This window comes from Coleofasciculus sp. G2-EDA-02, assembly GCF_040226375.1.
GTDB lineage: Bacteria > Cyanobacteriota > Cyanobacteriia > Cyanobacteriales > Coleofasciculaceae > Coleofasciculus.
The window spans coordinates 1-22,899 of record NZ_JAVKEW010000104.1; the positions used below are offsets into that span (position 1 = coordinate 1).

Consider the following 22,899-nt stretch of genomic DNA (forward strand, 5'->3'; position numbering starts at 1 on the left):
GCAAAGATTTAAGACTCCTGCTCACCTCACCGACTCGCATCTTTGCAGAAGACCTCACCTCGCCCATCATTGGGAAACAGCAAGCGAAGCAAATTAATCGCTTGCTAAACCAATGGATGAAAGGTGAACTACAAGCTTCAACCCTTGAAGATCGCATTGGAGAGTGGATCAACAGTGTCTGTGGTGAATCCAGCTTATACGTCGCAAATGTGTTCTCGTACCGGGACGTTATTGGGTCAACGGGATGGGGATCGTTTTATCTGTTACACAGGGGACGTAATTCAAGCAGACAAAAATGCCGCAATGAACATTCTGCATCGCGGCGGTGATCGTGAGATTACTCTGTTTCTGAAATATGCAGAAGTCCGCACCATTTTACTGATGCGGACGGTTCGATACTTAGCTTCGATGGGAAAGTCTGTAACTGAAGCTTTAGATTTGGGTTGGCTCAACCTTAAGTTTAGAGCACAAGCGTTACGACTTGAAGCGGAGTATCACCTAGCGGGGTGCTAGGTACGGTTAAGCTCCGGTGGGTGGGAGAAGTGCCTTGCTTCACCAACGTCCCTAACGACAACCATCAACGGATGAAACCAGCAATATGAGACACTTCTAGCTTGTCTGCATAGATTTGCACAGATTTAGTTCACCCCAATTAAGTAGAGGGCGACCCGATTAAATTGAGTGGAGTGGTGTTGTTGATTAGACCACGCAGGTCGCCCCTACAGTCCAAACCACAGGTTTTTCGGCAATCTTTGTAGTGGGGGAGAATGTCAGATGGAGTCTGAGGCGCAAACGGGGCAGTTTTTTCATCGCTCGGTGTTAAGTCAGGAGTTAATTGCCGAATTGACGATTCGTCCGGGTGGGCATTATTTAGACGCGACTGTGGGTGGGGGTGGACACAGCGAGTTAATCCTATTAGCTGCTCCTGATGTCCGTGTCACAGCCATAGATCAAGATGCGATCGCGATCGCGGCGGCTGAAGCGAAGTTAGCTCCCTATGGCGAAAGCATCCAATTTTGGCAGGGTAATTTTGCTTACTATCAACCGCCGGACTCTTTATTTGATGGCATTATTGCCGATTTAGGCGTCAGTTCGGCTCAACTGGATGTTCCCTCGCGCGGCTTTAGTTTTCGCCATCCGGCTCATCTAGATATGCGGATGGATCAGAGCCAGTCACTAACAGCCGCACAGGTTGTCAATCATTGGGATGAAACCCAACTGGCAAACATTATTTATGAGTATGGTGAAGAGCGCTTATCCCGGCGGATTGCCCGGGCAATTGTGGAACGTCGTCCCTTTGAGACAACCACCCAATTAGCCGATGCGATCGCGCGGGTCGTTCCCAAAAAATACCGCTATGGTAGAATTCACCCCGCCACTCGCACGTTTCAAGCTCTCCGCATTGCCGTTAACCAAGAATTATCCGCTCTCGAAAAATTTCTCAATTGTGCGCCAACTTGGTTAAAGCCAGGAGCCAGAATTGGTATTATTAGTTTTCACAGCTTGGAAGACCGCCTGGTTAAACACCACTTGCGGGATTCTCCAATTTTGCGGGTGCTTACCAAAAAACCTATAACTCCACAATCCACGGAACGGGATGAAAATCCTCGCGCTCGTTCTGCCAAGTTGAGATTGGCTGAGCGTCTTTGAAGGGACAACAGACTACAGGGCTAGAGTCAGTCGAGTCATCCTCTTTCGCTGGTGTTGGATCGGGAAAACTAACAATAGAACAGTAGCTTTTTCGTCGATGCAGATGATGGCTAATTTGTCAATTCCTAAGATGGGGTTACTGTTCTAAGATACAAACAGATGGCGACGTAATTGTCGTCACCAATCAACTGTTCCTTCTTATCCCCAAGTTGGTGTCAATAAGCAGATGTTGCGGAAAAATTGCTGAACATGCCACTCTGGCGAAGAAATATCAGGGCAGATGCATCAGACAAACTTAATCTTACAACAGGGAGTGCTACCCTTATCCGGCTTCAGATGGATGTTTGGTGTTATTTCGTTTTTAAGAAAATATTTGGCAAACTTTTGGATCTTCCAAAATAGACTGTTCCTTTTGTTGATGACTCACGCTTGCCCTAAATGAATTATGAGGGAAATTGTAATTGGGAGCCTCAGGGTGTCCCTAATGATGCCTATTCTTGGTTATTTGTGGTGGATCGGTTCAAAATCACAGATTGAAAGGCAACCGGGCTGGTTCTATATGCTGGCGGGCTATGCCTTAATTTGTCTGGATGGGTTCATGGATTTAGTCAACCGTACTATTGGTTTGACCACAATAAACCCAAATCCAATCGATACACTCATTCCAGTGACGCTAGTCTACCTAGTTGGATTTGGACTGCTGTTTATCGGCTTGTGCCAATGGTTACCGTTTGTTGCCAAACTCAAGAAGCTAGACGTTGTTTCTCATCAATACAATAACTGGAATGACGAGCATACCTGCAAACTGTACGATCAAGTCAGTACGATCGCCCAGTCGAATGAACTGAAGCAAGATATAGCTAAGTGTCTACAAACTCAAGCCGAACTGCAACAGAGCCAAGAACAGTTTCGGGCGATTGTGCAAGCCCTTCCTGTACCTGTCGCGATCGCACGAATTTCCGATGGCAAAATTGTTTACGGCAATTCCCACGCTAGCTTAATGTTTGGTGTCGCCACCTCAGAGTTTCTCAGTTGCTCAATGCCCGATTTTTATGAAAACCCTACTGACTGGCAAACCCTGTTAGCAACGTTAGCAAAAAATGGCTCTGTACAAAATGCTCAAATTCGTATCCATAAAATCAATGGTACCCCTTTGTGGGTAACTGTATCGATGCAGGTTTTGACCTTAAATCAAGAAAAAGCAATTCTGAGTATATTCAATGATATCAGCGATACCTATCAGCAAATTAGCCAATTCCAGCAAACAAAAACCGCTATCATCGATAGTGAAGCCTGCTATCGGACTTTGGTCGAACAGTCTCCTAATGCCATTGCCCTCGACAGTCAGGGAAAACTGGTTTATATCAATCCCGCAGGTGTCAAACTATTGGGAGCCGTTAGTCAAAACCAACTTATCGGTAAACCTTGGTCAGATTTTATCTCTCCAGTGGATGAACAACTCGTGCAGTTAGACGGTCAGATTATTGATGTTGAGATTGCCCGTTTACCTGCCATTTATCAAGGTCAAGGGGCAACCCAACTGGTTATTCGAGATCTGACCCCGAAAGAACAGCCAGACCGAGAACTGAGAGTACGAGCGCGTCAACAAGCAGCTGTCGCCAAATTGAGCCAACGGGCGCTTTCGGGACTTGATTTGAATACCCTAATGAACGAAGCGGTGAGTACAATTGCTCGAACCTTAGAGGTTGAGTATTGTAAAATCTTAGAACTGCTGCCCAATGGTAATGTGTTTTTACTCAAAGCGGGTGTGGGTTGGTCGCCGGGATTGGTTGGGTATGCCTTAGTCGGTGCCCACAGGAATTCCCAAGCCGGTTATACTCTGGTATCCCAAGAACCTGTCGTGGTCGAAGATCTACGGGTTGAAACTCGCTTTAGTGGACCTCCTTTACTCTACAATCATCGCGTTGTCAGTGGTGTGAGTGTGGTAATTCCGGGTCAAGAGCAACCGTTTGGGGTTTTAGGGACACATACTACCAGCAAGCGCCGCTTTAGTGAAGATGACATTAACTTTCTCCAGGCGATTGCCAATGTTTTAGCCTTGGCGATTGGACATAAGCAGTCAGAGGCGAATCTGTATCTGATGCAGCGAGCGATCGCGGCGAGTAATAATGGGGTGATTATTACTGACCCCAATCAACCGGATAACCCGGTTATTTACGTCAACCCCGCCTTCGAGTCAATGACCGGTTATACCAAAGAGGAAGTGATTGGACGCAACTGCCGCTTCTGGCAAGAACCTGATTATAATCAAGTTGGGGTGACCAAGTTAGCGACAGCGATTCAAGAGCAACGAGAATGCCATGTCATTTTACAGAACTATCGCAAAGATGGCAGCCTTTTCTGGAATGAACTCTATGTTTCGCCCGTCTTTGATGGGGACGGTTATTTAACCCATTTTGTCGGGATTCAAACCGATATTACTCAACGGAAACAGGCAGAGGAAGCCCTACGACAGAGTGAGGAAAAGCTAGAGAGTATTCTCAGTTCCCTAGACGATGTGGTTTGGTCGGCTTCCCTGGAGAATCAACAGTTCATTTACCTGAATCCGGCGACAGAACGGGTTTATGGTCGTCCTGTATCCGACTTCTTCGCTCATCCGAGTCTGTGGCAGTTCGTCGTTCATGCTGATGATCGCCAACGGGTAGAGATGGCATCTCAAACGATGATGCATAAGGGGAGTAAAGATCTAGAATATAGGGTTGTACGACCGGATGGCGAAGTGCGTTGGCTGCGCGATCGCGCCCGCCTGATTTATGACCAAAGGGGTACTGCCATTCGTATGGATGGAATTGCTACCGATATTACTAAACGCAAGCAGGCAGAGGCGGCTTTACTCAAAAGTGAGGAGCAATTTCGCCTCACCTTTGAACTGGCTCCCATTGGCATGGCAATGACGTCCCTTGATGGTAAATTCCTCAAGGTTAATCAGGCATTGTGTGAAGCTTTGGGTTATACGGCTCAGGAACTGCTTGCCCTCACGTTTACAGAAATTAGCCACCCGACTGAACTGGCACTCGACTTTACCCAACACCAATCCTTGTTGCAGGGGGAACTCTCCCATCTGCAAACTGAACGGCGATTCATATCAAAATCTGGCAGGATTGTCAATGCCATTTTGAAGGTTGTGTTGGTCAGAGACGCTCAAGGTCAACCCCTACACTACATTAGTCAGGTGGTCGATATTAGCGATCGCAAACGCATGGAGGAACAGTTACTCCACGATGCTTTCCACGATGTATTGACCGGATTACCGAATCGGGCATTATTCATGGATAGGCTGGAGTATGCTTTGCGACGGGCAAGGCAACGCTGGGATTATTTATGTGCGGTGATTGTCTTGGATTTAGACCGTTTCAAGGTCATCAATGATAGTTTAGGGCATCTGGTTGGCGATCGACTGCTGAGTGCGATTGCCCACCGATTAGAAGGGTGCTTACGCCCTAGTGATACCTTAGCCCGGTTAGGGGGGGACGAATTTACGATTCTACTGGATGATATCCCCAATACGGGGGCAGCCACGGATATCGCCAAATCGATTCACCAAACTTTGGCATCCTCATTTAATTTAGATGGATATGAGGTGTTTGCCACAGCCAGTATCGGGATTGCCCTGAGTGGTATGGGGTATAACCGGGCGGAAGACTTACTACGAGATGCCGATACCGCCATGCATCGGGCAAAGCTTCAGGGAACCGCTTGTTATGTTATGTTTGATACCGCCATGTCCGGTCGCGCCCTTGCCCAGTTACGCTTGGAAACTGAACTGCGATGGGCAATTGAACGCCAAGAACTTGAGGTTTATTACCAACCGATTATTTCCCTGGCGACAGGTAAGATTACCGGGTTTGAGGCATTGGTGCGTTGGCAGCATCCAGAACAGGGAATGATTTCACCAGGCGCCTTTATTCCCTTAGCCGAGGAAACGGGTTTAATTATTCCCATTGGTCAGTGGGTGTTGCGAACATCCTGCCATCAGCTACGCCAATGGCAACGACAGTTTCGCCACTATCCCCCGTTAACCATGAGTGTTAATTTGTCGGGAAAACAGTTTTCCCAAGCCAATTTAATTGAGCAAATTGCCCAAATTATTCAAGAGACAGAGGTTAATCCCAGCACTCTCAAGTTAGAAATTACCGAAAGCGGCATTATGGAACATTCCGATTCGGCGTCGGCTTTATTGGAGCGACTTAAGGCATTAAATATTCAGTTATACATTGATGATTTTGGCACAGGGTATTCCTCGTTAAGTCGCTTACATCAGTTTCCTATTGATGCCTTAAAAATTGACCGTTCCTTTGTCAGTCGCATGGGGGATGCGGGAGAAAATGGGGAGATTGTACAAGCGATTGTGACCTTAGCTCACAATTTAGGCATGGATGTTGTGGCTGAAGGGATAGAAACGAATATGCAGTTAGCCCAACTGCGAGGGCGGCAATGTGAATATGGTCAGGGATACTTTTTCTCTAAACCATTAAATCGGCAAGCTGCAGAACAGTTAATGATTAATTTACCCCAGTGGTAAAGGATGAGAGGGGGATGGCTATTGACTCCATTCCCCGATCTCCTCAAAGGATGTATCGCATTTTCGGGGTTAGGGAAGGAATAGTGACCAACCGGAGATTAAGTGAGGATTTCTGTTCCATTGGACGAAAATGCGACCCTATAGGCAGGCACATTTTTCCATTATGAAGTAAGTCTCTCATAGAACCAGCGAACTTGTCAATACCTCAACTCTCGATTATTTTTGCCAAAGGCTTTATTTTCTATCTGAGTGAGACGTTTTCAACTGGAAGTCCCCTGCATTGGAGGTTATCTGCATTTGGTACTATTACGCGATCGCTTCTACTTCTAATGCTGGTGCGGACTTATTTAACTGATGGGGATATTTGGCTTCTATTTAGGAATATTTTCGGGGTGAAGGAAGGGATAAGCGCTGTCCTAGGGATTAATCGGGGATTTCTGTTCCATCGGGCGAAAAGACGACCCTATAGGCGGGCACATTTTCCCATTATGAAGTAAGTCTCTCATAGAACCAGCGAACTTGTCAATAGCTCCCATACCGATTATTTTCCCAATGCTCTATTTTCTATCTCCTGGGAAGTTTCCAACTGCAATCTGTGTCATCTGTGTCCCTCACTCTTCAGTGTTCGAGAAAGTGCCATTCCCTCTGTGTCATCTGTGTTGTTGTCAAGACTTAGTAATGATTTTTATCATAAGTTCAACAAAATACATGCGTCCAAGGGGGAAGTTAGCCGTGAGACGAAAACCATAAATTATACAAAGTATTACGACGATTCAATGGGTTTAGCTGGAACAAAATTGTTTTTACCCATAAAAAGCCCACCATAGATAGTATACCTGAAAATCGCACAAGTATCTCACAATCGCTGCAACCACTGAAAATTCGTAGCTTTTTCCCAAAACGAGGTAAAAAACGAGCAATTATGACGTTTTGTTAATACGGGAATCTGATTTGAAAATTCAAACCTTTCTGGGGGAAAGAATCGTTTAAATTATCAGAACTTGACAAGTTGATATGAGTCAGCCAATTTACTGGTGAACCTGGATAAAAAGGTGTTCTTTGTCGAGGACATCCATTTCACCCCTCACACTCCCCTTATTTTGGTGAAACCCCCTCTGTCGCGCATCGTAGTCTAAACTTCAGTTGGTATTATTTCTGAGCAACCGTAAACCACTCAAAATCACCAATATGGTAGAACCTTCATGTCCAATAACACCGAGGGGAAGACTAATGCCAATCGTAAAATTAGCCACTAATAACAAACCAATACTACACAAAGCAAACCCAATATTTTGGGTAACAACCTGAGTCACACGACGACCTAAACGAATCGCAGCCGTTAACTTTTCTAAACGATCTGCCATTAATACAACATCGGCAGTTTCCAAAGCCACATCACTCCCAGCAGTTCCCATGGCAATTCCCACAGATGCGGTTGCCAAAGCTGGGGCGTCATTAATACCATCACCAACCATGGCTACGGTTTCATGGTATTTTTTCAACCTTTTAATCACCTTAACTTTATCTTCTGGTAAAAGTTCGGCATAAACATGATCAATTCCTAGCTGCTGGGCGATGTAACCCGCCGTGCTTTGGCTATCACCACTCAGCATAATCACCTGTTCGATGCCCAATTTTTTCAACTCTTTTATTACAGTTGCAGCCGCCGGACGTACTGTATCGGCAACGGCAATAATTCCCAATAGTTTACCCGCCGTCGCCACCCAAACGATGGTTTTACCGTCTTGTTTCAGGCGTTCGCTTTCTGCGATTAGAGTTGTGGGGAAGTGAGCAATTTCGGATTGAATAAATTTAGCTGTACCAACTTTTATTGCTTCCCCGTCAACATCACCACTGATCCCAAAACCTGTGTGAGACAATACATTAGTAGCTAACCCTAACGTCCATGATTTATCCATAGCGGCTTGTACAATTGCCTTGGCAATAGGGTGTTCTGAATAGGCTTCCACAGCCGCCGCTTTTAACAAAACCTTATCTTCATTATTGCGGTCAACACTGATAATTTGAATAACTTTTGGTTCTCCAGTCGTCAGGGTTCCCGTTTTATCAAAGGCAATCGCTCGTATTTTGCCGATTACCTCTAACTGAGCGCCACTTTTAAACAAAATACCCTGTCGCGCCCCATTCGTCATTCCCGATAGCAGCGTCGGCATAATTGCCGCCATTAAAGCACAGGGAGACGCGACGACCAAAAAAACCAAAGCCTGATAAATCGTCCTTTGCCAATCCCAATTGAAAACAAAAGGGGGGAGAATCGCCAGCAGGATACCACAAACTATAATTACTTTCGCATAACCGCGTTCTAAGCGTTCAATGAATAGTTGAGATGGCGGCGCTTCCGTTTGAGCTTGCTTGACCAAACGAATAACCCGTTGAATCAAGCTACTTTCAGGGGGTTGATGCACTCGCAGGATTAACGCCCCAGCCCCATTAATTGTGCCAGCAAAAACTTCATCTCCCACCGCTTTTTCTCTGGGTAGCGACTCCCCAGTGATAGAGGCTTCATTGAGACTACTTGCACCTTCAATAATCAAGGCGTCGGTGGGGATTAATTCTCCGGGCTTGACTAAAATTTTGTCATCGATTTTTAAGTCTTGAATCGGAATCTGACAGTTTTGACCCTGGAGGATAACCCGTGCTGTATCGGGTGTCAATCCCATCAAGCCGCTAATCGCACGGCTGGTTCGTTTCATGGCGTAATCTTCTAATGCACCACTGATGGCAAAGATAAGAATTAATACCGCGCCATCAACAATCAAAAAATAGTCCCGCTGCCAAACCCCTAAAAATGCCGCCCCCAATGCAGCTATGATCATCAATAAATCAACATCGAGTTCTTTTTCGACAAACAGAGTCGTTAGTCCCTCTTTCGCACTCTCGTAACCTCCAATCACATAGGCGGCTGGGAGGAGCAATAACGCTAATCCTAACCAGCCAAGTTGGAGAAAAAGCCAACCCAAACAGACTAAGAAAGCACAGGCTACCGCCGCCCAAGTATCCGGATGTTCTGCGATGATTTTTTTCATGTCATGATTGATAAGTCCCCGACTGCCTCATCCTAAACCTTGACATTAATGTCAAGGTCAAGTGCTAAACTAGCAAAATGACAAACCAATACCTAACTATCAAACAACTCACCGCAGCGACTGTTACCCGATTTATCCCAAAAGAATGAAATTGAACGAGATTTACTGACCAAACTGGTACTCGCTAGTGGTGATGTCAGTTTAGTCGATTTTGTGCGTTTGAGTCCAGGGGCGATCGCTTCAGCTAGAAATGCCCTCAAGACTCACTGTGAAATTGTGGCTGATGTTTCTCCAGTTGTCGCGGCTCTTGATCAGACGCGGATTGCACATTTAGGGCTTACTGTCAAGACTCTACTTGATGAACCCCACATCCACAGCGCTGATGAAGCCGAACAAAGGTTTTACCAACAAGGGAAATGGCAGGAACGATTGCAACACCTCACGCCTGGTTGTATCTTAGTGATCGGCTATGCCCCATCAGTATTGATATCCGCCTTGAAACGAATCGAACAAGGACAACTGCAAGTCTCCTTAATTGTAGGAATGCCGATTGGCTTCAGCCACGCCCCAGCCGCTAAACGCCGATTAATGGGTTCGGGTGTGGAGTATATTACTACTCTGGGGACGACTGGCGGTGGATTATTAGCCGCCGTCGCCCTGAATAGTTTAGTTGAATCTTTGATTGAAAAGCCCAATTGCCATTGTTATTTGCAGAAGCAGTAGAGGGTTAGCACTCAGCCCTGATCATCTGGGTGCTGTCTATCCTGGTGCGATCGCGAGTATGATTATTCAACACCTTATTCTCAACCGCGATCGTACAAAAAAAATGTCGAAATTGGGACTTTAGGGAATTAGTTAGGTGAAAGGTTGGGGCAGGGCGGGTTTTGTCCAAAGGTGATTGGTAGCTTGATTAATTTTGTCCCTAAACCCGCCCCTACAAACCATGCCCTTGAAGATTCTCCAGCTCGTTTGTACTCAACTAGGCTTGACATTGTTGCAACTGATGCCAAAGAGACTCGATCTGCTCGAACGCCTGATCAGGAGACAGTTTACCCGCCGTTTGCAGGTTGCAAATATAGCTGACTCGCTGGGCAAACTCTTGCAGATTGGCATTCAGCACCAGATGCTCCGGCTTAACGGCTCCGCGATAACGGGCACGGGGATACAGAAAGTTGTGTTTGGATTGCTTCATGGCTACCGCCCCCCAACTATTGCAATTAATTCCTAATTAAATATAAGTTAACCCCATTTTTACCTGAGCTGTCAAGTGAACCTGATCGTGGCGCGATCGCATTATCTGCCATGGCAATTGTCGTGTTGACCCACAGTAGCCAGTTGTTCAGCGCAGACATTTTGCCACTCAAGAGCCATTCATCCGTTTTGTCATAAAACTTAATACTAGCTTATTGATAATTTCTCTAAACTAGCGCTATCTTATTGAATATCTTTTGCAATAATCTATGCCAATTTTGTCCGATCAGTGTCGCTCATTCTTGCCAGAACATTATTCCGCAACATTCAGTTGTAAATCTCGATTAGCGATCCCAGCCAAGCCAAAACAGTCTTGTCAGAAAACAGCTTGAGGGATCAAGGTTCATCCATAGCGTTTTTCTTAGGTTGTTGAAATGTCTAAATTTCCCGATGCACTTTGGCTCCATGTCAGTCCAGCTTTAGCACGATTTGATCGTCCCTTACTGAGTCATCTTTCGGAGTATGGCGCGATCGCTCGGTGGCACTATCACCAAACACTGGACGAACCGACATCTCTAGACGCCGCCTTAGTATTACTCCATGACTATCTCAAGTTTAGCGATCGCCCCCTGCATCTTCTCGGACATGGCACAGGCGGATTGTTAGGGCTATTGTATGCCCATCGCTATCCTGAACCTGTGCGATCGCTAACACTTCTATCTGTCGGCGTTCATCCGGCGGTAGATTGGCAAGCACACTATTATATGCAACGCCAAATGCTGCTCCTACCCCGCGACGTTGTCTTAACCCAGATGGTTTACAACCTGTTTGGCTGTCACTGTCCCCTGATGGTACGAAGACTCATACCTGTTCTCAAGCAGGATTTAATCAGTTCATTATCCCCTCATTCCTTATATCAGCGCCTGAGTATTCCAGCGGCGGAATCCCCGGTTCCCTTGTTAGTTTGTGGTAGCCGTGATGATGTCGTCATTGACTCGGATTTACTCCTGGGATGGTATCCCTGGTTAAAACAGAATGATCGCCTCTGGCAATGTGCCAATGGACGCTACTTCTTCCATTACTTTCATCCGCAACCCGTGAGTGAGCAAATTGTAAATTTCTGGACATCTCTGGGTTTATCCTCTTCAACTCCTTGTCCATTAGAAATTCATCCATCTGAACAGTCTAACTCTATTGGAATTAAACAGTTTCCGCGAGGTAATGATGCTTAGTGAAGTTTCTGTATTAATCACTAATTTGCCCATTAACCATCAATAAGCCAATGTCTTCATTTACGCCAATCCCCTCTACATTTTCCACCCGTCTGCATGTTGTGTATCCCCAAAAAGCGTTTAATCGCAAAGATTTGCTACCTCTGATTTCAGACTATATTTGGGAAATTGAACAAGGTATCGTGCGATCGCTAACTTGGAATGAAGAGGGTCAACTGGTTACCCTTGGCTTTTGGGGTCCCGGAGATGTAGTTGGACGAAGGTTATCTCGGATCAAGCCTTACCAGGTGGTTTGTTTGACCCCAGTAACGGCGAGTCAAATCCCCGTAGAGAGTTACTCTTTACAACAGGCGTTACTGATTCATTCTTGCAAAAGCGAAGAACTATTGAATATTCTACATCAGCACTCTGCCTATGCCCGCCTGCTGCATTTCTTAGAATGGCTATCCTGGCAATTTGGGCAAACAGTTCCTCAGGGTAAATTGCTTAACTTTCACCTGACTCATCAGGATATTTCCGAGACGATTGGGCTTACTCGGGTAACTGTTACACGCCTGATCAATCGTTTGGAACAGGAAGGGAGGATTGTGCGATCGCGTCGAAATCTCATCCTCACCACTGGTGAACATTCTCAGTACAATGGTACTGAAAATTTGCATTTTAAAAGCATCAAAACCTTGATCTAGCGTAGGGTGGGCATTGCCCACCAGCCTTAATCAGCCTGCCATTCCTTCTAAATAGCATTTTGGCAGCCCTCATCGGCAATAATTATCAACAGGATGAATCTTCTCTTTCGGATCTTAACTTGCCATGCACTTAGCTAATTCTTGTCGAATCCATTCGGCATTTAAATTTCGTCCAATGAAAACGAGTTGATTCAGTGCCGCCAAAATTGATAATTAATTGACTATAATTTTACCGATTCAGCCAGACAGTTGTCCAGTATCGTTTTGATTTCATCTAGATATTGATATCTCCAAATTCATTGACTAAAACAGCGACTTTCAAATTCTGCTTATTTTCGAGAATTTGATTGACTAAGGTAGTTTTGCCACTCCCCAGAAATCCGGTAATAATCGTGACAGGCATCCCTCGTTTGGGAAGGTTTACTATTTCCGATTCAGTTTGTTTTGTTGTCTGTACCATAGTTGTATTTTAGTCTAAAATCATGGATTTTTCGTCAATCCAACCCCTTTGACTTGCGGCTTTAATCATGGCATATTCACCGCTGACATTGTAAGCCGCCACGGGGAGTTGAGTCGCGTTACAAACCTGCTGAATAATATCTAGATTGGTTAAAAACTGGGAGTTTTTTTAAGTCTTTGTTGGATACTCGGATGAATTCCTGTTGAATGCATAACCGATCGCAGCCAATTGTATCTAGAAGAATTCCCTGGCTCATTGCCCTTGTATAAATTTCCAGTTGAGCCTCAGAACAGGCTTCAAATAAGAGATGTTGCCGAGGAAATACGACTCGCTCAAAGTACCAATTGGGAATATTGACAATCCGCACAATTTGAACTTGTCTCGTCTGATTGAAATAGCCACATAAGATTTTCGAGGGAAAATCTGGGGGCAAAGCATCAAGAATTTGAGTCATCGTTATAATTTATTTGTTAAATTAGCCTTTGCATTGAGATAGATGTTGCATCAGAGTTCCTGACAATTTATCTTTTAGTTCACTCACTGTTCGGGGAACAGATATATTTTCTGAAAGACGAAGGTGCTTGGGTAAAGCTTGCCAGACTTGCCATACTGTTGGCAAACCGAGTTGTAAATATTCAATTAATTCCCGTTGCGAAAAAACAGTTTCTGCCTCACCTTCCATAACCAATTGTCCTTGATGTAGAACCAAGAACCAATCTGCCCATTGATAGGCAAGATCTAAGTCATGGGTTGCCAAAACAACCGTGGTTCCTGACTCATGAATACGATCTAATTCCTGCATAAGATTCTGGGTTTGCCTCCTATCTAAATAAGCCGTAGGTTCGTCTAAAAGAAGTAATTCTGGCTTCAATGCCATCACACCCGCTAAGGCAACGCGCCGCTTTTGTCCTAAGCTGAGATGGTGCAGGGGAAGGTTGACTAATTCCTGCAAAGCAAAGTCCGCGATCGCGTCATCAAGTCTCTGTTCAAATTCGGCTTTGGGTAATTGCAAATTAGCTAAACCATAAGCGATATCCTCTATAACTGTTCCGGCGACTAATTGTTGTTCAGGATCTTGAAAGGCTAACCCAATTCGTTGTCGCCATCGATTGAGAAATTTGCGGTTGTATTTTAATTCCTCGTTTTTCCAGTAAATTTTTCATTTCTGAACTTTATGTAACCCATCTGCCAGTAGAAATAGGGTGGATTTGCCTGATCCGTTTTGACCAATAATCGCAGTTTTCTTATTTTTAACAATAGATAGGTTTAATCCCACAAAAATAGGATTATCTTGACCAGGATATGTATAGATTATCTCTTGAAAATGGAGCAAGGTATTGGTCATGGATGTGGTAATACAGTTACTTTAACTAACTCTAAGGTAAAGATCTAATCCTGACAAACTTAAACACCCAATAATTCCTTCTAAGGCATAGCGCTGGGAATATTTCCGATGTTGTTCATTAAACCAATAGAATCTATCGGTAAATCCTCTAGCGGCTAACCCTACACAAAATTGCTGGTAGCGAATTATTGTCCGTTGCAACAATTGACTAACGAGCAAACTTGTACTCTTAACCGCTAATTTCCAAGTGCGATATCCTCCTCTCGCTTGTTGTGCTAATCGTAACTCAATCACGGTGTTGATCAGCATAAAAACAAAGCGGTACATTAACATAAGCAAATCACTGATCGTTTCAGGGAGTTTACAACGACGTAGGGTTTGCACAATTTCGACAAATGGAATAGTTAGCAGCATAAAAAGTAAGCATGAGATACAAGCCAAGGATCGGATAAAAATTTTACCCGCTTCTTGCCAACCACTGTGACTGAGATAGAAATATAACCCCCCTAACTGAATACCTCCGAGTTGATCACTGGCAACTAAATCAATTTGGTTCGCCACTATAATGTTAATCACTAATGCAGGCAAACTCATCCCCAAAAATAGACTACTCACGCCCAGAAGCTTAAAATAAGATTGGATAGGAATTTTGGCATAACCGATTGTCCAAATTGCCAGCCATATAATAATCAAAACTTGAGTTAGAGGGGAAGCGATGAGAGCAATTCCTAAAACGACTAAAGCAAACAGTAATTTTTGCTCTGGGGGTAGGGTTCTCAGGTTATTCTTATAAGAAAGGGTATCAATGGGTAGAGTCATAGTCTCGTTTCAAAGCATTGATCGCTAATGTTTTATGGCTTGTACGGCAAACCCTAAATAGACAACAGTTCAAATTTTCCAACCCCAGTAATCTTTAAAATTATGCCATCGCATTTTTAGAACAAATAACAAATGACAATCACCGCCGCTAACTTTCATACAAAAAATTGCCCAGGTTACGGGTAAAAACCCTTCCATAATGTGCATCGCTTGAGCGGGGCGTGCGGCTAAAATGGTTACAGTTACACTTGTGGCAGTGATTAAACCTAGAGAAATAAGTTGTTTTATTTTCATGGATATTCTCAATATCTACGATTTCTCTAGCAAGTTTTGAATGTCAATCTGTTCTAGTTCTGCAATAGGTTTGTGGATTTTATACTGTCGCTGGGGTTTATCCAAGATAGCAATAACGGTTTCAATGGGTGGACATCCCGGTTCAGTACAGCGCAATTGACTCAGAGACACTGAAATTTTTTCATTAATCTCTAAAACATCATAAATCCACTGTTTAATTTGCTGGATTTTTTCGGGATTGGTTTGTTGATCAGTACGAGAAAATAAATCCATGACTATTGTCAGTTATTGATTGTTCATTCTCTTCGCCAGATGTAGAGACGTAGCATGCTACGTCTCTACATATACATGTTTCTTATTCAGCAAACTTTCATTAACCAAATCCTTTACCCCGATGGGATTGTGACCAAACTAAAACCTCCCCATTTTGACCGCCAGCCGCCAATTGAATTCCCCCAGGATGCCAAGCCAGACAAGAAAAACCCTGGGGCGCACCGTTTAAAATTTGGGCAATTTGTTTGGCTTTTTGCCACAGACAAATCCAGCCATCATTACTCGCTGAAGCTAATAGTAAACTCTGGGGTTGAAAGGCGATATCCTGGACGATTTCAGTATGCAGATCTAAAACCCGTGCATCCCAACCCTGACGATCATCCGTTTGTTTTTTCCAGATGACAATCCCCTCACCACTGGAAGCAGCTAACAATGGTGCAGTATTTGACAGGAATTTTGACCATCTCAAGTTACGAATTTTGCCGGGAAATCCCCGCATCACCCAAGGATGAGGATGACCCCACTGCACTACCGTGATCGTTAAATCGAGATTACCAGAAGCGAGATACTTGCCATCCGGTGACCAAGCAATCGCCACACTCGCCGCCGGCATATTGATAAGATAAGGGTCATCATCCCAATTCCGGCTATCCCAAACCTTAGCACCCTGATCACCCGCGATCGCTAAATGCTGTCCTTGAGGATGCCAAGTCATTCCCAATACCGAGGACGAGTCAAAAGATAATGTAACAATCGTTTCTTTCTCAACCGCATCCCAGACTTGGACATAACGCCCCAAACTAAATGCTAATTGGTTCCCCGTGGGACTCCAACGCAGGTGATCCACCCATTTGGGGGCATTATTGAGAGTCGTGATCAGTTGAAGTTGGGGCTTCACCTGCCAAATTCTCACCCCACCATCTTGTCCTCCCGCTGCCAAAAATTGCCCATCGGCGGAAAAGTCCAGACAATCAATCGACTGTTCACCTGTGTCTTCTGAACCGAGAATTAAGCGTGAGTCACCATTCCCGCCATCCCACAGCCGAACCTCCCCCGCCGCTGAACTCACCGCTAAACACCCATCAACTGACCAAGCCACAGCCGTGACATACTCCGAGAGTTGCCCACGCCACTGTTGTTCTAATAGATTTTTTTGGGTAATCCCTAAACCAGACACGCTCTAAAGTCCTCTCTCAGCTTCGCTTCCTCTAAATTGCGACCAATAAACACCAGTTCGCTTTTCCGGCGTTCTCCAGGCTTCCAGGCGCGATCGCCTCGACCATCAAACAACATATGTACCCCTTGAAAGACAAACCGTTGGTCTTCTCCAGCCATGTTGATAATTCCCTTCATTCGGAAAATATCAGGACCCTTGGTTTGTAACAATTGCGAGAGCCAATTATTCAGTTTTTCCCCATCCACAGGTTTTGATTCAACCAAAGCAAAGGAATGAACCGACTCATCATGTTCATGAGCATCTTCGCTGAGGAAGTTAGGATCAATCTCCAAAGCACGGTTGAGGTCAAAGGCTTTCACACCCAGTAACGCCTCCATGCCTAACTCAGAGTTTTGGGTGCGGTAAATTTTTGCTAGAGCATTCATCCCCCGTATCCGCTTCTCCAACTCATCTAACTCATCCGGGGAAACTAAATCTGTCTTGTTAAGCAAAATTACGTCAGCAAAAGCAATCTGTTCTTGCGCCTCATCCGCCTGCCAATGCTGCCAAATATGCTTGGCATCCACCACTGTTACCACGGCATCTAAAAGCAGTTGTTGCCGCATATCTTCATCAATAAAAAAGGTTTGAATCACAGGGGCGGGGTCAGCCAGTCCCGTGGTTTCTATCACCAGATGGTCAAACTTATTACGCCGCTTAATTAGATTACCGATAATCCGCATCAAATCCCCTCGGACGGTACAGCAAATGCACCCGTTGTTCATCTCAAAGATTTCTTCATCGGTATCAATCACTAATTGGTTATCAATACCAACTTCTCCAAACTCGTTGACGATGACGGCGACTTTCTTGCCATGTTCATAAGTAAGGATGTGGTTGAGTAGGGTGGTTTTCCCTGCGCCGAGATAGCCGGTGAGAACAGTAACCGGAATGGTACTGGAGGCTTGAACTGTTACCATACGCTAGTTAAAATGATTATCATTCTCAAATGATAAACGTTTTTCCCCTAGGCGACAATCCCTTTCACCCAATTTTTAAGAGACGTGCCATGCTACGTCTCTACAGATGGCACGTCTCTAGAATTCAAAGATAGTGCGAAGCGTCCCCACCCAAATCGTGTCATTGTTATCATCGTGTTCTGGGTTAAGAATCACGAACACCCCCGGATTAATCGCGATATTATCCGTGAGTTGATAACGATACTGAGCTTCCAGATGCCAAGACGTATCATCATCCTCAAAACCGCCATCATTATCCGTCACCTTCGGCGGTTGTCCGACAACAAACCCCAGCAGACTCCCCTCTGAGCCAAAATCAGGCAATGCCAGGGTAACTGCCCAGTTAAAAATAGTAGCGTCATCGCCCTCATCCACCAAGACACCATTGTTAAAACCATTATCTTGAGCATGAGCCAGGGTCAAACCCCCCCAACCCGAAAGCGTAAAAGCGGGACTGAGACGTAAACTGGCAGAAAGCCCAAACTGATCCGCTGACGTTGCAGTATCTTCCCCAAATGGCACATTTGCCAATTCACTCCCCGTTTCCCCAGAAACCACCACCTGTCCCCCAGGATAATAGGAACGCACATAAGTCAGACCCAAACGCAAACCTTCGCTCGGTTCAATCCCCAGTTGGGCGATGGCAGCATAGCTACCATTAAACAAACCGTTTTTCTGACTCGGATCATTAGCATTGGGAGCCAGATAACCCACGGATAAATTAAGTGCCGAATTGAAGTTATAGGTCATACTAGCACCTGTACCTTCAAGTCCCTGATAATAAATCGGATTAAAACGCCCAAAACGAGAAATTGCCCCCGTAAGTTCTTCCGAGAAAAACTCGTTATAGTTGGCAAAGTTCTCATTAAACTCACCACCAACGGCATCAATAATAAAGGAAAGTTTCGCACCTTTGACAGCACCATGTCCATGCCCATGTTCCTCTTCTTCCTGATTATGTGACGCTGCCATTTCTCCCAGAGAGAAGCGATAAAATAACTTGCCAATAGCTACATCATTATCATTGCCTTCATCAAAAGCGAGACGGGTCATACTGGTTCCGGTAATATTAGGATTATCTCCTTCACCCGGACCAAAAGGAACCGTATTCAGTGCATCCAAGCGAGTTAGTAACAAGTCCTCCCCTGTAAAACTCGTCTCTAAAAATAGACGCACTCGGTTATCGAAAACGACTTCATCTTCCAAATCTTCTCCACTACCATCTGCCTTTTCATCCCCAAACACACTACTCAGGGCAAAGCTGACTTCTCCGCGAAGTTTGGTCGTTGTGGAAAACTGATTATCTTCTAAAAAGGCGACTCGACCTTCCAAATTATCTACTCGCGCTCCTAGAGTCGCCAATTCCGCCTCAAATTCTTGCACCAACCGTCGTAAGGTTGCCAAATCACTCCCCTCCAGTTCGCCATTAGGGAGTAAACGCTCAATTTGCTGCAAGCACGCATTCAAACCGGCGGCAAACTCAAATCGGGTTAAGGCTCGATTCCCGCGATAGGTGCCATCGGGATAGCCAGCGATACAGCCATAGCGTTCCACCAAACTGCGTAGGGCTTCATACGCCCAATCGCCAGGGGAAACATCTCGTAACTGAGAGACACTGGTGACTTGCTCAAGAGCGTTCGCCTGACTGATGGGGTTGTACCCCTCAATCTGTGCCAAAGCATTTGGGGCTGCACAGACTGCCCAAGTACCCAATACCACTGGGTTAACGATTAAAGTATTCCACCATGTTTTTGCCATAGTAACTCCTCACACCCTATTCAGTTCAAGGTCTTGCCCGATCACCTATCGGTGACTCGGTGTCAAAATTATGATAATCATTATCATAAGAACGATTATCGTTATTGTAAATCCAGGGTCTGATTTTCCATGACTTACCATTCGGCATCCTTACCCGCGAACATTGACATTGCCGTTATTGGCGCAGGTCCCCAGGCTCTAACCCTAGTCACTCACCTGCTACAAAAACGTAAGACAATGAAGGATAGGTTTTGGGTTTTTGATGGCAGTGGTAGATGGATGAATCGGTGGTTCCATCAATTTGCTGCCTTAGAAATCCCTCATCTGAGATCCCCTGCGGTACACCATCCCCACCCCAACCCTTATGCGCTGCGCTCTTTTGCCGAAAACCGGGAGTCGGAATTTTTCCCGCCTTATGATCTTCCCGGAACGCAGCTATTTCAGGAGTTTTGTCAGGATGTTATCCATCAGTGGGGATTGCCGGATAAGCTGGTTAGGGCTGATGTGAGTAGTCTTAAACCAACCACGGTTTTCAAACGCCCTCGATTTCGCCTAGAGTTATCAAATGGGCAATCAGTCATCGCTCGTCGGGTGGTTCTGGCGACGGGTGCGGGGAGAAAGATTGTACCCGATTGGGTAGATAAAATTGTATCGGCTTATCCAACTTACCGATTATGCCATGCTCAAAGCGTCGATTTAGGGAACGTGCAGATAGCCGGTGAGCAGGTGTTAATTATTGGGGGTGGGTTGACGAGTGGACATTTAGCCGTGGGTGCAGCAGCACGGGGAGCGAAGGTGATGTTAATGTCACGGCGCCGACTCCAGGAAAAATGGTTTGATGCTGAACCGGGTTGGTTGGGACCCAAGTATCTCAAGGACTTTTGGGCTGAACCGGATTGGCAGAAGCGGTGGGAGATGATTCAGGGGGCGCGAAATGGGGGATCAATGACGCCGAAAATGATGTTTCAGTTACGCCGCCTGGAAAGGCAAGGTATGCTGAGGTTTTATCCAGAATGCCAGGTGGTTGAGGCTCGGTGGCAGGATAACCAGTGGCAGGTTGACTGTGATCAGGGTCAAGTTTATAAATGTCAACGTATTTGGTATGCGACTGGAACTGGCTTTGATGCCACCGTTGACCCGTTACTTAAGGATGTTATTGATGCATATCCTGTACCTCTTGTCAAGGGTCTGCCTGTTTTAGACGAGCATTTGCGTTGGTCGGGTTGTGAGTTATTTGTGATGGGAGGTTTAGCCGCCCTACAGATAGGACCTGTGGCACGGAACCTTTACGGTGGTAAAATGGCGAGCGATCGCATCGTACCCGCCTTAACCAAACCGACGCTTTACCCTTCCTCTTAAGGCTGATTATCACCTGTCATCATTTTGAAAGGAGTACAGGTTCCGCCCAAACCTTTCGCGATCGCGCAGGTATTATGGGTGATCATTCCTATATAGGTTCCTGTGTCACTATTTTGGGCACCCAGACTACCAACAATCAATTTTTGTTCAGAAACCTTGACATCTGCTTCCCTCGCAACAGTCTCAATCGCGGTGGAATTGGTTGTCGTTTCCACAAAAATTGTAGGAACATTGGCTTGTTCAATGGTTTCCACCAATTCCTTTACCCGTGCGGCTGAGGGTGTTTCTTCGGTACTGAGTCCTTGCAGCGATTCCGCCGCTTCAAATCCATAAGCGTTGACATAATAAGCCAAGGCGTCATGAGTGGTGACAATTGTGCGTTTTCCTGGGGGAATCGTTGCCACTTGCGCGTTTACCCAGGTATCTAACTGGTCAAGTTGGCTGGTTAACTGTTGGGCATTTTCCGCATAAAGTTCAGCCTGATCTGGATTAATCTGTGTCAGTTGGTTGCGAATCACATCAACCATCGCCATACCGTTTTGCACATCATGCCAAACATGGGGGTCAGGAACCTTTTCCCCCTTATCGGCGGCATGGTTTTCTTCATGATCTGAGTGTTCACCTTGTTCCTTTTCCCCATGATCATGGTGATGTGCTTCTCCCGTTAGGGGATTGGGGACAGCTTCCTCAAAGACAGCAACGATAGGGGCGGATGTATTGCTGGCTTCAATTAATCCCTCAACACCGGCTTCTGCATCATAGCCACCATAAAGGATCAGTTGTGCGGTTTCAACGGCTTTGCGGTGGGATGGGGTTGCTCGGTAGGTATGAGGATCTTGGTTCGGGTCTAATAAACAATTGAGTTGAATGGTGTCCTGGGCAATTTCTTTGGTTAAATCGCAAAGAACGCGATGAGACGCTACCACACTGGGTTTATCACCTGATACCGTCCCTTCACCTGTTGGCGTTGGCGAAACGGCTGTCTGGTTGGTTTGAACACACCCTGTCAGTGCGATCGCGAATACCAGAACTGTACTATTCCAGCCGTTAAGGGTTTTGCTCGATAGACACTTTAGCATAGTCAAGCTCCTTTAACCGAGAGATCATTATAATGATAATCATTCTAATACTCTTGGATCACCTCCACCCCCTAGGATTGGGCGAAGCATTCGCGTTGGAATTTGAGTAGAAAACCGATAGATCTGGGCGCGAATGCTTCGCCCCTACTTCCCTATCCCTACCCAATGCGCTTGGTGTGAAATCACGGGAATCATTATCCGATAAGCTAAAAGCAGAACTTGTTAATGGTAGTCATTCTCACAGACAGGTCATAATGCTCGAAGTTCATGATTTGGCGGTCAACTACCGAAATACCTGGGCAATCTCCGGTATTTCTTTTTCTATCCAACCCGGACAGTTAACGGTGCTTTTGGGACCTAACGGTGCTGGCAAAAGTACGATTATTAAGGCAATTCTGGGACTCATTCCCCTCACCAGAGGAGAAGCAACCTTTCACGCCAAACCCCTGAAAAGCCAACGGAAACGATTAGCCTATGTACCGCAGCGCACCCAAATTGATTGGAATTATCCGGTTACAGTATGGAATGTAGTGATGATGGGACGCACGGTTCACACAGGCTGGTTTAGAGAGCCGTCTCGTCAATCTCACGAGATTGTTCAGGATGCACTGCAACGGGTGGGCTTATTTGAGTATCGTCATCGTCAAATTGGCGAACTCTCTGGTGGACAACAACAACGAGTATTTTTGGCAAGGGCGCTGGCGCAACAGGCGGAGTTGTTTTTTTTTGATGAGCCGTTTGCTGGTATTGATCAAAAGACTGAAGAGATTATTTTTGAGATTTTTCAAGAATTAAAATTTCAAAATAAAATTTTATTAGTTATAAGTCATGACTTGGGAGAAACATTAGAGCAATATGACCAAATGTTGCTGTTAAATAAAGAATTAATTGCTGTGGGTTCAAGGTCAGAAGTATTGACAACTGAAAATATCAAAAAAGCCTATGGAAAAATCATGAGTCTTATTGTTGCATAATGTTCATCCCGATT

General features: G+C 45.4%; 18 protein-coding genes and 4 pseudogenes. 8 read left to right on the forward strand and 14 right to left on the reverse strand.

The genetic code is table 11. From position 1 onward, the window contains the following. Positions 1-123: 123 nt before the first annotated feature. The 3 genes from RLO19_RS11670 to RLO19_RS11680 all read left to right on the forward strand — a co-directional run bounded on the left by RLO19_RS11670 (position 124) and on the right by RLO19_RS11680 (position 6,193). Complete coding sequence (locus RLO19_RS11670; protein ID WP_446356537.1) at positions 124-513, forward strand: zinc ribbon domain-containing protein; 390 nt, start codon at positions 124-126, stop codon at positions 511-513. A 261-nt stretch (positions 514-774) separates the two neighbouring features. Next, positions 775-1,650 (forward strand): 16S rRNA (cytosine(1402)-N(4))-methyltransferase RsmH, encoded by an 876-nt coding sequence (gene rsmH / locus RLO19_RS11675; protein WP_446356539.1) that lies wholly within the window; start codon positions 775-777, stop codon positions 1,648-1,650. 484 nt (positions 1,651-2,134) lie between these two features. After that, positions 2,135-6,193 carry a PAS domain S-box protein gene (locus RLO19_RS11680; protein ID WP_446356541.1) on the forward strand — a complete coding sequence of 1,353 codons (4,059 nt, stop codon included), beginning with the start codon at positions 2,135-2,137 and terminating at the stop codon, positions 6,191-6,193. A gap of 1,139 nt (positions 6,194-7,332) precedes the next feature. Here RLO19_RS11680 and RLO19_RS11685 read toward each other — a convergent pair. Beyond that, the gene (locus tag RLO19_RS11685) at positions 7,333-9,240 is read right to left on the reverse strand and encodes a heavy metal translocating P-type ATPase (protein ID WP_446356543.1); all 1,908 of its coding nucleotides are present in this window, start codon (positions 9,238-9,240) and stop codon (positions 7,333-7,335) included. 108 nt (positions 9,241-9,348) lie between these two features. Between RLO19_RS11685 and RLO19_RS11690 the strand changes: the two are divergent. Continuing rightward, positions 9,349-9,963, forward strand: a pseudogene (locus RLO19_RS11690) (precorrin-8X methylmutase); the annotation flags it as partial. Between the two features lie 256 nt (positions 9,964-10,219). Here the strand turns inward: RLO19_RS11690 and RLO19_RS11695 are convergent. Beyond that, positions 10,220-10,432 carry a DUF7219 family protein gene (locus RLO19_RS11695; RefSeq protein ID WP_446356545.1) on the reverse strand — a complete coding sequence of 71 codons (213 nt, stop codon included), beginning with the start codon at positions 10,430-10,432 and terminating at the stop codon, positions 10,220-10,222. A gap of 433 nt (positions 10,433-10,865) precedes the next feature. Here RLO19_RS11695 and RLO19_RS11700 point away from each other — a divergent pair, with 433 nt between their 5' ends. Then, the gene (locus RLO19_RS11700) at positions 10,866-11,663 is read left to right on the forward strand and encodes an alpha/beta fold hydrolase (RefSeq protein ID WP_446356546.1); all 798 of its coding nucleotides are present in this window, start codon (positions 10,866-10,868) and stop codon (positions 11,661-11,663) included. Between the two features lie 50 nt (positions 11,664-11,713). Continuing rightward, positions 11,714-12,349 carry a Crp/Fnr family transcriptional regulator gene (locus tag RLO19_RS11705; RefSeq protein WP_446356548.1) on the forward strand — a complete coding sequence of 212 codons (636 nt, stop codon included), beginning with the start codon at positions 11,714-11,716 and terminating at the stop codon, positions 12,347-12,349. A 114-nt stretch (positions 12,350-12,463) separates the two neighbouring features. Here the strand turns inward: RLO19_RS11705 and RLO19_RS11710 are convergent, their stop codons facing one another. The 11 genes and pseudogenes from RLO19_RS11710 to RLO19_RS11760 form a co-directional block, all read right to left on the reverse strand. Then, positions 12,464-12,553: a GTP-binding protein gene (locus tag RLO19_RS11710; RefSeq protein WP_446356550.1), complete on the reverse strand. Its 90-nt coding sequence runs from the start codon at positions 12,551-12,553 to the stop codon at positions 12,464-12,466. A 73-nt stretch (positions 12,554-12,626) separates the two neighbouring features. Then, positions 12,627-12,809: pseudogene (locus tag RLO19_RS11715) on the reverse strand (GTP-binding protein); the annotation flags it as partial. A gap of 12 nt (positions 12,810-12,821) precedes the next feature. After that, positions 12,822-12,962, reverse strand: a pseudogene (locus tag RLO19_RS11720) (porphobilinogen synthase); the annotation flags it as partial. Then, the gene (locus tag RLO19_RS11725) at positions 12,928-13,263 is read right to left on the reverse strand and encodes a DUF1830 domain-containing protein (protein ID WP_446356552.1); all 336 of its coding nucleotides are present in this window, start codon (positions 13,261-13,263) and stop codon (positions 12,928-12,930) included. The gene RLO19_RS11725 and the pseudogene RLO19_RS11720, both read right to left, overlap by 35 nt. Positions 13,264-13,284: 21 nt before the next feature. Continuing rightward, positions 13,285-14,154: pseudogene (locus RLO19_RS11730) on the reverse strand (energy-coupling factor ABC transporter ATP-binding protein). A 21-nt stretch (positions 14,155-14,175) separates the two neighbouring features. Next, entirely contained in the window at positions 14,176-14,973 is a 798-nt protein-coding gene (gene cbiQ / locus RLO19_RS11735) for a cobalt ECF transporter T component CbiQ (protein WP_446356554.1), read from the reverse strand. 69 nt (positions 14,974-15,042) lie between these two features. Further along, entirely contained in the window at positions 15,043-15,267 is a 225-nt protein-coding gene (locus RLO19_RS11740) for a hypothetical protein (RefSeq protein ID WP_446356556.1), read from the reverse strand. 15 nt (positions 15,268-15,282) lie between these two features. Then, entirely contained in the window at positions 15,283-15,540 is a 258-nt protein-coding gene (locus RLO19_RS11745; RefSeq protein WP_446356558.1) for a hypothetical protein, read from the reverse strand. A gap of 100 nt (positions 15,541-15,640) precedes the next feature. Further along, complete coding sequence (locus RLO19_RS11750; protein ID WP_446356560.1) at positions 15,641-16,717, reverse strand: WD40 repeat domain-containing protein; 1,077 nt, start codon at positions 16,715-16,717, stop codon at positions 15,641-15,643. After that, positions 16,705-17,676 carry a CobW family GTP-binding protein gene (locus RLO19_RS11755; RefSeq protein ID WP_446356562.1) on the reverse strand — a complete coding sequence of 324 codons (972 nt, stop codon included), beginning with the start codon at positions 17,674-17,676 and terminating at the stop codon, positions 16,705-16,707. Before RLO19_RS11755 ends, RLO19_RS11750 begins: the two co-directional genes overlap by 13 nt. A gap of 117 nt (positions 17,677-17,793) precedes the next feature. Continuing rightward, positions 17,794-19,473: an iron uptake porin gene (locus RLO19_RS11760; RefSeq protein ID WP_446356564.1), complete on the reverse strand. Its 1,680-nt coding sequence runs from the start codon at positions 19,471-19,473 to the stop codon at positions 17,794-17,796. 129 nt (positions 19,474-19,602) lie between these two features. On the opposite strand from RLO19_RS11760, the gene RLO19_RS11765 reads away from it, so the two are divergent. After that, a complete protein-coding gene (locus RLO19_RS11765) occupies positions 19,603-20,832 on the forward strand; it encodes an FAD-dependent oxidoreductase (protein WP_446356566.1) in 1,230 nt (409 codons plus the stop codon). Here the strand turns inward: RLO19_RS11765 and RLO19_RS11770 are convergent. Continuing rightward, positions 20,829-21,911: a metal ABC transporter solute-binding protein, Zn/Mn family gene (locus RLO19_RS11770; RefSeq protein ID WP_446356568.1), complete on the reverse strand. Its 1,083-nt coding sequence runs from the start codon at positions 21,909-21,911 to the stop codon at positions 20,829-20,831. The two genes, RLO19_RS11765 and RLO19_RS11770, sit on opposite strands and share 4 nt — an antisense overlap. A 254-nt stretch (positions 21,912-22,165) precedes the next feature. Between RLO19_RS11770 and RLO19_RS11775 the strand changes: the two genes are divergently transcribed. After that, complete coding sequence (locus RLO19_RS11775) at positions 22,166-22,885, forward strand: metal ABC transporter ATP-binding protein (protein WP_446356570.1); 720 nt, start codon at positions 22,166-22,168, stop codon at positions 22,883-22,885. The last annotated feature ends 14 nt before the right edge of the window (positions 22,886-22,899 follow it).